10 protein-coding genes and 1 tRNA gene are annotated in these 12,776 nt (G+C 38.7%); 2 read left to right on the top strand and 9 right to left on the bottom strand.

Annotated elements, in window-relative coordinates; genetic code table 11:
* Positions 1–144 precede the first annotated feature (144 nt).
* The 6 genes from LX80_RS11450 to LX80_RS11425 all read right to left on the bottom strand — a co-directional run bounded on the left by LX80_RS11450 (position 145) and on the right by LX80_RS11425 (position 5,496).
* Positions 145–218 (bottom strand) — tRNA-Met (locus tag LX80_RS11450).
* Between the two features lie 43 nt (positions 219–261).
* Positions 262–2,319 carry an alpha-ketoacid dehydrogenase subunit alpha/beta gene (locus tag LX80_RS11445; RefSeq protein ID WP_111296551.1) on the bottom strand — a complete coding sequence of 686 codons (2,058 nt, stop codon included), beginning with the start codon at positions 2,317–2,319 and terminating at the stop codon, positions 262–264.
* Positions 2,320–2,351: 32 nt separating this feature from the next.
* The gene (locus LX80_RS11440) at positions 2,352–2,963 is read right to left on the bottom strand and encodes a fumarylacetoacetate hydrolase family protein (protein WP_111296549.1); all 612 of its coding nucleotides are present in this window, start codon (positions 2,961–2,963) and stop codon (positions 2,352–2,354) included.
* A gap of 116 nt (positions 2,964–3,079) precedes the next feature.
* The gene (gene pth / locus LX80_RS11435; protein WP_111296547.1) at positions 3,080–3,658 is read right to left on the bottom strand and encodes an aminoacyl-tRNA hydrolase; all 579 of its coding nucleotides are present in this window, start codon (positions 3,656–3,658) and stop codon (positions 3,080–3,082) included.
* A gap of 149 nt (positions 3,659–3,807) precedes the next feature.
* Complete coding sequence (locus tag LX80_RS11430) at positions 3,808–4,392, bottom strand: 50S ribosomal protein L25 (protein ID WP_111296591.1); 585 nt, start codon at positions 4,390–4,392, stop codon at positions 3,808–3,810.
* A gap of 144 nt (positions 4,393–4,536) precedes the next feature.
* Positions 4,537–5,496: a ribose-phosphate pyrophosphokinase gene (locus LX80_RS11425; protein ID WP_111296546.1), complete on the bottom strand. Its 960-nt coding sequence runs from the start codon at positions 5,494–5,496 to the stop codon at positions 4,537–4,539.
* Positions 5,497–5,614: 118 nt separating this feature from the next.
* Between LX80_RS11425 and radC the strand changes: the two genes are divergently transcribed.
* Positions 5,615–6,304 (top strand): RadC family protein, encoded by a 690-nt coding sequence (gene radC / locus LX80_RS11420; protein WP_111296544.1) that lies wholly within the window; start codon positions 5,615–5,617, stop codon positions 6,302–6,304.
* A 21-nt stretch (positions 6,305–6,325) separates the two neighbouring features.
* Here radC and LX80_RS11415 read toward each other — a convergent pair whose 3' ends face one another.
* From LX80_RS11415 to LX80_RS11405, 3 genes are all read right to left on the bottom strand, one after another.
* Entirely contained in the window at positions 6,326–6,634 is a 309-nt protein-coding gene (locus tag LX80_RS11415; protein WP_111296589.1) for a DUF3467 domain-containing protein, read from the bottom strand.
* A gap of 117 nt (positions 6,635–6,751) precedes the next feature.
* Positions 6,752–8,242: a SusD/RagB family nutrient-binding outer membrane lipoprotein gene (locus tag LX80_RS11410; RefSeq protein ID WP_111296542.1), complete on the bottom strand. Its 1,491-nt coding sequence runs from the start codon at positions 8,240–8,242 to the stop codon at positions 6,752–6,754.
* 11 nt (positions 8,243–8,253) lie between these two features.
* The gene (locus tag LX80_RS11405) at positions 8,254–11,514 is read right to left on the bottom strand and encodes a SusC/RagA family TonB-linked outer membrane protein (protein ID WP_111296540.1); all 3,261 of its coding nucleotides are present in this window, start codon (positions 11,512–11,514) and stop codon (positions 8,254–8,256) included.
* A gap of 371 nt (positions 11,515–11,885) precedes the next feature.
* Here LX80_RS11405 and LX80_RS11400 point away from each other — a divergent pair, with 371 nt between their 5' ends.
* On the top strand, positions 11,886–12,767 hold the full coding sequence (locus tag LX80_RS11400; RefSeq protein WP_111296538.1) for a bifunctional 5,10-methylenetetrahydrofolate dehydrogenase/5,10-methenyltetrahydrofolate cyclohydrolase: 882 nt from the start codon (positions 11,886–11,888) through the stop codon (positions 12,765–12,767).
* Positions 12,768–12,776 lie beyond the last annotated feature (9 nt).

Here is a 12,776-nt window from a genome sequence, read left to right as displayed (position 1 = left end):
AATACTACACACTGGGCCGCAGGTACCTACCTGATTATTTTATACGAAGGCAATAAGAAAATAACCGTACAACAAATTATTAAATACTAATACCCTTCTTAAAAGCATAGAGGCCGGGTTATATTAACACCGGCCTTTTTTTTGTAGCGAGGATGGGAATTGAACCCATCACCTCAGGGTTATGAATCCTGCGCTCTAACCAACTGAGCTACCTCGCCATTTCGGGCTGCAAATATAGTATATAGAATGGTTTGGCAAAGTTTAGTAGGCTAAAAGTTTCGCTATTCGTTTTTCTATTGCTGTAATTGAAGGTAACATGGCAGCTTCTAATGCCAAATGAATGGGTACAGCAGGGGTATTTAACGCCCCCATTACTTCAACCGGCGCATCTAAAAACTGGTAACAACAATGGGTAATTCTGTAAGCCAAGGCTTCTGCAAATGAATTATTTTGTTGTTCTTCCGTAAGTACCAATACTTTTCCATGGCGCGTAACGGTTTCTGCAATGCAAGTTTCATCTAATGGAAACAGCGTGCGCAAATCAATAATTTCAACCTGCCCGGCAAATGATTGAGCTGCCTGCTTAGCCCAATATACACCCATGCCATACGTAATAATGCAAATGGAAGTGCCTTGTTTAATATGCTGTGCAGAAGCTTCTAAAACTCGTGCAGCTTTACCCAATGGCAACATGTAATCGGCAGCCGGCTCGGGCATTTTGGCACCATCGGTACCGGGCACTTTACTCCAATACAACCCTTTATGTTCTAACATAATTACGGGATTGGGGTCATAAAATGCCGCTTTCATTAGCCCTTTCATATCGGCGGCATTGGATGGGTACACCACTTTTATTCCCTTTATAGAAAGTAAAGTGCTTTCAATACTACCACTATGGTAAGGACCTCCGCCTCCATAAGCACCTGTTGGAATGCGCAAAACCATTTGTACCGGGAATTTGCCATTACTGAGGTAACACGATTTGGAAATTTCAGTAACCAATTGGTTAAAGCCCGGATAAATATAATCGGCAAATTGAACTTCTACAATGGGCTTTAAACCGGCCGCCGACATACCGGCGGTAGAGCCAACAATATATGCTTCTTGAATAGCTGTATTAAATACCCGGTGGTCGCCAAACTTTTCGGCTAAAGTTGCAGCTTCCCTAAATACACCACCTAAACGACGGCCTACATCCTGCCCATATAATAGGGCTTCGGGGTGGGCAGCTAAAATTTCTTCAATGGCATGCAAGGCAGCATCAACCATTAAAACTTTTTCGGCATTTTTAGGGCTTCGTTCCCCCTTTTCTTCAGTAATGGGGGTAGGTGCAAAAATGTGTTCAGTTACAGTTGCGGGGTTGGGATCGGGTGCCTCAACCGCCTTTTGAAAAGCAGTTGCAGCGGTTTGCCGAGCGGTGGCTTCTGTTTCTAATAAAACCGTTTCAGCAATACCGGCTTGCAATAAGGTTTGCCGTAAATGTGGAATGGGATCGTGTAAACTATGTTGTTGCAAATCTTCCTTACTTCTATAAAACTCGCGCCGTACCCCACTGGTGTGGTGCCCTAACAATGGTACGGTGGCATGCACCAGTACAGGCTTACGTTCGGTTCGGGCATAAGCAAAAGCCTGCTGCAGGGTTTGGTAGCTTTCTTCAAAATGAGCGCCATTACATTGCAGTTTATACAACCCTTTAAATCCATCGGCATATTCAAACGCATTCATTACCCTTACTTCGGCGGTGGTAGCACTAATGCTCCATCCATTGTCTTGTACCAAATAAATAATGGGTAGTTGTTTTAAAATAGCAAATTGCCAGGCTTCACTTACTTCGCCTTCGGTAACACTACCATCGCCCAAAGAACATAACACTACGGGCAATGGGTTAAGGCCGTTGGGTAATAAGCCTTGTTGTAATTGGTATTGAAGTGCTTGTGCAATTCCGGTGGCAGGAATGGCCTGCATACCGGTAGCACTGCTTTGGTGCATTATTTTAGGTTTATCGGCATCGCGGCTGCTGGGATGGCAATAATAGGAACGGCCACCGGAAAAAGGGTCGGTAGCTTTAGCCAATAATTGTAACATTAATTGTTGGGGCTCAAAACCTGCTGCCATCATTAAACTGTCATCGCGGTAATATGGGCTAAACCAATCGTTGGGGGTTAGTTGTAAACCGGCAGCAATTTGAATAGCTTCATGACCGGCAGAAGTGGAATGAACGTATTTGGTAATGGTTCTATTGTCTTCATAAATGGCTGCCATTGAACGGGCAGTAACCATGATGCGATAGGCATTCAAAAGCAAATCAGTCGTTAGCATATATCATTTATCGTTACGGGGTGCAACGATAACTATTTTATGGTTAATTCAAACATTTTTTCTTTACCCAAATAGCCGGTTAATTCATCGCCAACCACACATTCGCCCACACCGGCAGGTGTTCCGGTAAAAATCAGGTCGCCAATATTCAGTGAAAAATAATTGGAAATATGTGCAATTAAATAATCAACCGTATAAATCATTTGTGTGGTATTGCCCAACTGAACTTGTTCATTGTTTTTAAATAATGAAAATTCAATTGGTTTTTTCATCATATCTTTTTCAATGGGCAGCCATTTACCTACAACGGCCGACTGATCCCACGCTTTGGCTTTTTCCCAGGGAAGGCCTTTCTTTTTTAATTCGTTTTGAATGTCGCGGGCTGTAAAATCAATACCAACGGTAATTTTATTGTAAAAGTGCGGCGCATCTTTTTGTTTAATGTATTTACCGTTCTTACAAATTTGAAATACCAATTCGGCTTCATAATGTAATTCGTTGGTAAATTCAGGATAATAAAATGGAACATTGGTTTGCAACAATGCCGATTTAGGTTTCATGAAAATTACCGGTTCATCGGGAATAGCATTTCCTAATTCTTTAGCATGTTCAACATAATTTCTTCCAACACAAAAAATTTTCATATTCCAAGTTGTTTAGGGTAACTAACAATCAAACCCCACGCCGCCCATCCTTTCTATATTGCGAATTTACTTCAATTGACCTAAAGTTTTTCATATTGGCATCAAAAATGATAAGATTAGGGGATAAACTTATAGCTGTTAGCCACATTCATGGTTTTTTCAATGCCTATACTGGCAAACTGTTCAATTATTTCAATACATTTTTGTATTTTCTGTTCCACAATTTTTTGTTCGGCAGGCAACCATTTGCTTAGTACAAATTGTGCCTGCATGCCTTTGGGGTAATTATTGCCAATGCCAAAACGCAATTTTGGGTATTCATTGGTACCTATGGTAAGTTCAATATCTTTCAATCCATTGTGTCCGGCCGGGCTTCCTGCGGGGCGCAGGCGCAACACTTCAATGGGCAATGCCAAGTCGTCAACAATGGTTAAGGTTTGTGCTAAGGGCACTTCCGTTTTATCGAGCCAGTATTTAAAAGCCTTACCGCTTAAATTCATAAACGTAGTGGGCTTTATGCAAATAAATAAATGTCCTTTCCATTTTACTTCAGCTTTGTAGGCCAAGCGGTCTTGCATAAAAAAACCGCCATGTTTTAATACAAAAGCATCCACCACATCAAATCCAATATTATGGCGGGTATGCATGTATTCATTACCAATATTACCCAGTCCAACAATTAAATATTTTTTCATATAGATAAATTATACCGATGCCAATGCTGCTATATTTATAAAGCCGCCAGTTAAGGCAATGAATGAATAATTGGTGTAAAGTTAATAGGACGCGGCAAAAAAAATCCCCCGGCAAAGACCGGAGGATATATTTGGGTTGAACTTGAACCTTATTTTTTGGCAGGAGCAGCAGCAGCTTCTTCCTGTTTTAATTGACGGGTCATCACTACAGAAGCAATAGGAATACGGGGTGAGTTTAAAATTTCCATATTCTCAGCTTTTACATCTTCTACTCGAATGTTGCCGTTTAATTCCAAGTTGGTAATATCTACTTCAATAAATTCACGTAAATATTTAGGGTAGGTTTTAACTTTTAAGGCTTTCATTTTAATAACCAATTTACCCCCACTTTTAACACCGGCAGAAGTTCCGGTAAAATGGATAGGCAAAGTAGCAATTACTTTTTTGTTGTCTTGTAATTCCAATAAATCAACGTGATCTAAAGTATCTTTTACACGGTCAAATTGCAGGTCTTTTAAAATGCAGCGGTAGGATTTGCCATCAATTTTAACTTCAGCAATTTGGAATTCACCGGTGTAAACCAGGTTTTTAAAAGCCCTAACCGGTGCAGCAAAATTAATTTCTTTTTCGCCACCATAAATTACACCCGGCACCATTTCCTGAGAGCGAATTTGCCGGGTGGCTTTTTTGCCGGTTTCGGTCCTCAGTTGTCCTTCGATTGTAATTGTTTTCATTTGTTGTTTCAATTTAATTTCCTGTATAAACAGGTATTGTTAATAAAAAATTTTGGACGGCAAAGGTAAGGGAATAGCTTGATAAAAAAACCGGCCTCAAAAATTTTAAGGCCGGCATTACTATTTTGTATTTTCAACGCCCATTTAGGCTTTGGCATTCCGTAATTGCGAATGAATAAAAAGGCTGGTAATGCTTTTATTTTCGTAGGCATTCCGAATGGCAATAGCAAATAAATCGGCAACGGAAAGCACCTTAATTTTTTTGGTATCGGGCTTAGCTAAGGGAATGGTATCACAAACCACTAACTCTTCTAATTCACTGTTTTCAATGTTTTGATAGGCATTGCCGCTTAAAACAGGATGTGTACACAAAGCTCTTACACTGGTGGCACCTTTTTCTTTTAATAAAGCTGCCGCTTTGGTAAGGGTGCTGGCCGTATCACAAATATCATCAATTAAAATAATGTCTTTTCCGGTAACATCACCAATTACCACCATACTGGCAATTTCGTTAGCACGTTTGCGGTGTTTATCGCAAATAACCATTTCGGCATTAAAGTAGCTGGCTATTTCGCGAACACGGTTACTGCTGCCAACATCGGGCGAAGCAAAAGTTAAGTTGGGTAATTTTAATTGTTCAATATAGGGAATGAAAATAGCAGAGCTGTCTAAGTGGTCAACCGGAATTTCAAAGAAGGCTTGAATTTGCGGTGCATGTAAATCCATGGTAATAATACGGTTAGCACCGGCAGCTTCCAACAAGCTGGCTACTAATTTGCTGCCTATAGCTACCCTGGGGCGATCTTTTCTATCTTGGCGGGCATAACCGTAATAAGGAATAACGGCAATTATTTTATAGGCGCTGGCACGTTTGGCAGCATCAATCATTAAAAGTAATTCCATCAAATTATCGGCAGGGGCAAAAGTGCTTTGCACTAAAAAAACATAATCACCCCGAATGCTTTCTAAAAAAACGGGCTGCATTTCGCCATCACTAAACTTTTGAATATTTACTTTTCCGAGGGGGGTGCCAAATCGTTGAGCAATTTTTTCGGCTAATTTTTGCGAGCCTGCACCGGCAAAAACTTTAACTGATGGATTCATAAATAGTAGAATGTGCTGCGAAGATAACTATTCAAATAAGAAATGAAAAAACCATTCACAGCAATTTGTGAATAATGTTTATTTTTATAATACATTACCTGCTTATTAACGAGAATGTATGGGATATAACACCATTAAACAATGGGCTATTGACGACCGCCCCCGTGAAAAACTTTTATTAAAAGGCAGTAACGCATTAAGCAATGCAGAATTACTGGCTATTTTAATTAATAATGGTACCGCTAATACATCTGCCTTAGCTTTAGCCCAGCAATTATTGCAAGCTGTTGACAACCATTTAAGCCGCTTAGCCGGCATGAGTGTAGAAGAGATTAGGCAATTAGGCATAAAAGGATTAGGACCTGCAAAGGCAGTAACCATAGTGGCTGCATTAGAATTGGGCGTACGCACCCATAGTTACCAATTACAAACCCAAACAGTAAGCAGTAGTAAAGATGCCGCTCAATATTTAAAAGCACAATTACAACACAAAACGGTTGAACAGTTTGTAGCTATTTACTTAAACCGTGCCAATAAAATTATACGGCACGAAACCATTAGTACCGGAGGCATTACTGGCACCATAGCCGACCCTAAAATTATTTTGCGCAAAGGGTTGGAATGTAATGCATGTTCGCTCATTATATCGCACAATCACCCCAGTGGCAACTTAAATCCCAGCAATGCGGATAAAACTTTAACAGAAAAAATAAAGCAAGCCGCGGCATTGGTTGATATGGCTTTATTAGACCATATAATTGTAAGCCACGAAGGTTATTTTAGTTTTGCCGATGAAGGATTACTTTAATCTTTACCAGGTTTTAAAATGCTATGCTTGTGCCGTTGGGCCGCCAAATGGCATGGGAATTTCAACCTGCTCCATGTCTTTTATGGTTCCATTGGCTGCTTCATAGCGCTGAATGTTTTCGGTTAATGCCTTCATAAAACGTTTTGCATGCATGGGCGTTAACACTATGCGGCTTTTTACTTTGCTTTTGGGAGTGCCGGGCATTACATTTACAAAATCAACTACAAATTCAGCATGGCTATGGGTAATGATTACCAAGTTGGCATAAACACCTTCGGCAACTTCTTCTGAAATTTCAATATTTAACTGATTATTGGGCTGTTGTTCCATTGTATAAATTTTGCTCGAAGATACAGCTGCACTGCCACACATAAAAAATAGGCGTGCACAAAAAAAGGCAACAGCTTTTGAAACTGTTGCCTTATATAAAAAGATGTGTTATAAACACTATTGCATCCACCACAATTTAATGGTAACATCATCACCACCCATTGCAGTTTTTGCAGCCTGGTAGTTAGGACCGTTGGCAGTTGCTTCGTTAGCCGGGTAAGTGTAGCGCCAAGGGAATGGTGATTTTGGTGAACCGGGAACAGCCATTGCAGGATAGTATAATCTGCGAATAGAAGTCCAGGCATCAAAACCACGCATATAGTAAGCAATGTATTGCTGTAAACCAATAGCTTGCTTCCAGTGGGTAGTAGAGGTATTAGTTCCGGTACTACCAATTGCACCGGCCCCTAAACCTCCGGGTGCAGTTGCATAAGCTACAGAAGGCTGTGCTAAATAAGTAGCAGCATCGGTAGCTGAACCGCCCCATTCTTCTATAGAAGCAGTTACACCATTGTTATAGAATGTTTCAGCACTTCCTGCAATAAAGTTTCTTTCAACGGCTTCAGCTTGTAAGAAAGATATTTCAGCATAATCCAATAAAATAGAAGGTGCAGCAGGATCTACTATGGTACCGGTAATAGGGCTGAAATAAGGATTTGAATAGTTATTCCAAGTATTGGTAACACCAACGGTACCACCTATATCACTACCGCTATATTGGTTAGTATAATAAGCAGAACGACGAGGATCATTTAATGCAACCATTGGGTTAAGTAAAGTTTTGGTAATAACATAATCCTTTCTATTGCTTTGAATTAAGTTTACCCAAACCGGATTAGCATTGGGTGTAATACCTGTATATCTAAATACGGCATTATCGGCATTTGACTGAAATACACCTCCGTTAATGGCTTCGTTTACTTTTTTCTGAGCAGTAGTAGGATCAGAATCGGCAATTAACATAGCCATTTTTAATTTTAAAGAATTGGCAAATTTAATCCAGCTATTTACATCGCCACCGTATAATAAATCGGCTGAACCAAAGCTACCTGCTGAGGGATTTAATCCGTTAATACAAGTATCTAAGCGATTCAATAAATCGTAATAAACGGTTTTGGCATCATCATAAGCCGGGAAAGGATATTTGTTAATGTTATTGGCCTGAGAGTAAGGAATATTACCAAAAGTATTCACTAAATAGTAATAAGTATAAACTTGCATAATGTCGGCCATTTCCAACTCATTTTTAGCAACGGCAGGATCGGTAACATCATTAGGAATTAACAACTTAGCTTGCTGAAAATTGTTTAATGCACCAACATAAAGGTTATTCCAAAAGTTTTGAGGAATATTACGATTACCTAAGTTGTAGTTACTTTCATCAGTATAAGTTGCTTCAGTCCAATATTGAGCAATTAAAGTGAAAATATTGGAGTTAACATTAGGAGTAGTAATGTAATCAACCAAGTTTTTCTGCGCATTACTGAACAGCGCATATGACGGAGCCGTTGAAGGATTTTTGGTATCAATATTCAGGTTGGTCATGTTTTTTTGACATGATGCTAACGCAAATACCGATACAATACTATACAATATTATTTTTTTCATAATACCTAATTTTAGAATTTGAATTTAACATTGAAGCCGATATTGCGAACAGCAGGATAAGAACCACTTTGATAACCTTGTGCGTTACCTGCACCTAAACCATCTTCAGGATCGGCATAAGGTAAGTTTTTGCTTATAATCCACAAGTTTCTTCCTACGATAGCGATGTCAATTCCTTTAACAGGCTTCATTCTTTCAATGGTTTTAGCGGGAAGTGAATAAGAGATATTCAATTCTCTTAATTTCACAAAGCTGGCATCGTAAACAAAAGCTCTGGCCGGGTTATAAACATAGCCATATAAACCATATCCCTGACCGCTGTTATCAACTCTGATTGTATTGGTTTTACCATCGGCAGTAACACCTTTTAAGATAATACCACCACCGTTAGCCAATGAGTTACGAGAAGGATTTCCTAAATCATTTAAACCGGCAGTTTCAGCATAAATACCATCTGCTAAGCCATAGTAAGTATCTAATGAGAATACATTACCACCATGACGCATATCAATTAAGAAACTTAAAGTAAATGATTTGTAACGGAAACTGTTGTTAATACCACCTGTCCATTTCGGGGTTGCATTACCAATAATATCGGTTGTTTTAGTATCCATTAAATAGTAGCCATCACTTCCAACAGTTCTTTGTCCATTGGTATAGATAAAGTCGTTACCCTGAATAGTTCCGAAAGGTTGTCCAACAGTAGCATTGATAGAAACACCACCTTGATAAGAGGCAAGTACTTGGTTTTGCTGATTGTTGAATAAGGATAATACTTTGTTATTGATTTTGCTCCAGTTCACGTTAATATCCCAAGAGAAATTGCGTGTCTTAATAGGTGTACCATTTAATGACAATTCTATACCGTTATTTTGAATTGAACCGAAGTTAACATACTGACTTAAATAACCGGTAGCACCAGAAGCGTTTACTTGTGTAATTAAGTCGAAGGTTTTTGAAGCAAAGTATGTGAAGTCAAATCCTACTCTGTTTTTCAAGAAAGACATTTCCAAACCTGTTTCAAAACTTTTGGTTCTTTCAGGTTTTAAATTAGGATTGTTGTTAGTAGTAGGTAATGTAACCATTGCATTACCTGCAAATGGGGTATTGATAACATAAGTATTCAAAATACTATGATAGGGTGCATCATTACCAACTTCCGCATAGTTAACACGTACTTTACCAAATGAAATCCAAGGAGCATTATCTAATAATTTATAAAATGCCCAGCTGCCGGAAATGGCAGGATATGTGTACGCATTATTACCTGCAGGCAAAGTAGATGACTGGTCGCGACGTACAGTACCATCTAACGTTAACATGTCTTTATAGGTTAAAGTAGCACCTGCAAATACACCACCTACTTCTTTTTCCAACAAGGCTTCATTAGGAGCATTGATTGGATTAACTGAGTTAGATAATGCATAGAAATTAGGCAAGTTTAAACCTCCATTGGTTGAAGCGAAAATGCTGGAGTAAGTATCCTGACGTAAGTTAGCACCCAACAAAGCTTTGAAGTTGAAATTCTTAGACAGGTCTTTGTTATAAGTTGCCAAGAAATCGTAGTTCATTTCTTTGTAGAAGATGTTGTTTCTAGAGTAGAATGGAACGTTTACAGAACCAATTGCATCTCTTTCTTCCTGCAATGAATTATAGGTATCCATTGAAACCCTTCCTAACAAAGTAATGCTTTTGGAAGGAGTATAGTTGATATAAGCGTTACCAAAAATACGTTGACGGCTATCATTTTCATAGTTTTGATAGCGTACAAAATACACGTTATCCCAGTAAATTGGTTTAGTATTACCATTAATCGGGTCAGTCATATTCCAAGTAACATTTTGACCTCCGGAGTTGAAGTAAGCTTGTTTTTGTTGCTTAATATCAACGTTCATTTCCCACCATTGGCGGAAGTTAGTCATTACGTTATTAGATTCATATCCTGTACCATATCTTCCCAATCCTGAAATTTCAGAATAGTTAATAGTACCACCAACGGTTAGGTCTTTGCTTAGGTTGTGTGTGGCACCAAAATTTAACATGTTTTTGGTAATATTACTATTGGGTAAAATACCATTATCACTGGTACGTAAGTAACCTAATTTAAAGGTTCCGTTTTCACCGCCACCATCAATAAATACACTGGTATTGTAAGAAACAGGATTTACAAAAAAAGTAGAAGGATCATTTTTTGCAGCTACCCACGGTGTTGGTTTTCCGTAGTTGGGGTTACCGGGATAATTAGCAAATGCATCCCACTGATAAACCAACAAATTGGGATTAAATTTAGCACCGTAAGAAGCATCTTCTGTAGTTGGCACAATTAACTGAGGTGTATTCTGACCAAACTGTGGTAAAGGTGCATACAAGAAATTACCATCGGGTGAACCATAACCATAAGGATAGGCACCGTTAATTTCCGGACCTGAACCATAGTTGGCACCATATTCATGTTGGTACTTAACAAAAGTGCTTTTATCGTATGAACCCACATTTACACCGGCATTAACTGTAATGCCTAAGCCTCTTTTTGCTTTTTTAGTAGTAATTAAAATTACACCGTTGGCAGCACGTGAACCATACAAGGCAGAAGCAGCGGCACCTTTTAATACGGAAATAGATTCAATATCATCAGGATTCAAGTCAGCAGCATTGCTACCGTAATCATATCCCCCTTGACCTGATCTCTGACCTACTGTTGCAGTTGAGGTATTATCAAAAGGCACACCATCAACAACAAACAAAGCTTGGTTAGTTTGAGAAATTGATTTAATACCACGCAATACAACGTTGGTAGAAGCACCTAAAGCAGTAGGCTGAGTAATTTGTAAACCTGCAACTTTACCGGATAAACCATCCACAAAGTTTGAGTTACGGGTTTTACTTACCTCATCACCACCTACTTCTTGTGCAGCATACGGTAGGGCATTTCTGCTACGCTTAATACCCATAGCCGTTACCACTACTTCATCTAATTGTGAACTTTGACGAGTTAGTGTTACCGCTAAATCAGTTTCATTTCCTAATTTAACTTCTTTTGTAGCAAAGTTTACAGCTGAAAATACTAGTACATCGCCGGGCTTGGCTTCAATTTTAAAATTACCTTGGGCATCGGCAGCAGTAACTGCAGTGCCTTTTTTCACTTGAACAGTAGCACCTTCAACAGGTTTACCGTCACCATCAAGAATACGTCCTTTTACCAAATGTGTTTGCGCAAAAATTTGCGACACACCTAACAAAAGCACAATAGCTAAGGATAGCAATTTTCTCATGTGTTTTCGTTTTAATTTTCTAGAATTTGTTAATGAGCTGTTATACCTTATCAATTACCATTAAGCAATTGTTAAATTATAACAATGGTCAAATATAAGGACAGAATACATAAAGAAAAGCTGCAAAGCGAGATTAGAATTTGATTAAAAATAGTGAAACAGCCTACAAAATTTCTTTATCCTTTACCTATAAAATGCCTTAAAACACTCATTCACAAAGCATTAAGAAGCCTTTGTTTTAGCATTAAAAAAAATTAAATTGTAAAAAAAATTATACAAACAGTTGTTGGGATGTTTGCATTACTCACACTTTTTTACTACAAATAACCCTCAGGCATTTATGCACCAAAAATTACAATTAACTTTGCCCGATGATTTTGTTAGATGGTAAAGTTGCCGCCGAAGCGGTAAAAGAAAAATTAAAAGCACAAGTAGCTGAATTAACTGCTAAAGGACACAGAACCCCAAAATTAGCCGCAATTTTAGTGGGGAATAATGGTGCCAGCGAAACCTATGTAGCCAGTAAAGTAAAAAACTGCGCAGAAACAGGTTTTGAATCTTTGTTAATTCGTTTAGATGAAAATGTGCCGGAAAGCACACTGCTGCAAACCATTGAACAGCTTAACAATGATGAAAGTGTAGATGGTATTTTAGTACAACTACCCTTACCTAAACATATTAGCGAACAAAAAGTAATTGCCACCATTCATCCGGAAAAAGATGTGGACGGTTTTCACCCCATTAATGCAGGCAAGCTGGTACAGGGTTTACCAACTTTTATTCCGGCAACGCCTTATGGCATTTTGCTATTATTAGAACATTACCACGTACAAACAAAAGGCAAGCATGCTGTAATTGTAGGTAGAAGTAATATTGTTGGCCGCCCCATGAGTATTTTATTGAGCAGTAATATTCCTATGGGCAATTGCACAGTTACCATTGCGCACTCACACACGCAAAACTTAACAGATATTTGCTTGCAGGCCGATATATTAGTTGCAGCTTTAGGTAAGCCAGAATTTGTAACAGCCAACATGGTGAAACAGGGTGCCATTGTTATTGATGTTGGTATTACAAGAGTTGAAGATGCCACTGCAAAAAAAGGGTTTAGAATTAAGGGTGATGTAGCTTTTAACGAAGTGGCACCCAAAACTGCTGCTATTACACCCGTTCCCGGCGGTGTTGGCTTAATGACTATTGCCGGTTTATTAAGCAATACTTTACAAGCTTATTTAAATAATAAAAAAGCATAATTATTATAC

Source organism: Hydrotalea sandarakina (assembly GCF_003254115.1).
In the GTDB taxonomy this organism is placed as follows: Bacteria; Bacteroidota; Bacteroidia; order Chitinophagales; family Chitinophagaceae; genus Hydrotalea; species Hydrotalea sandarakina.
The sequence above is the reverse complement of the archived record's forward strand: the minus strand, read 5'-3'. Positions and strand labels throughout refer to the sequence as shown.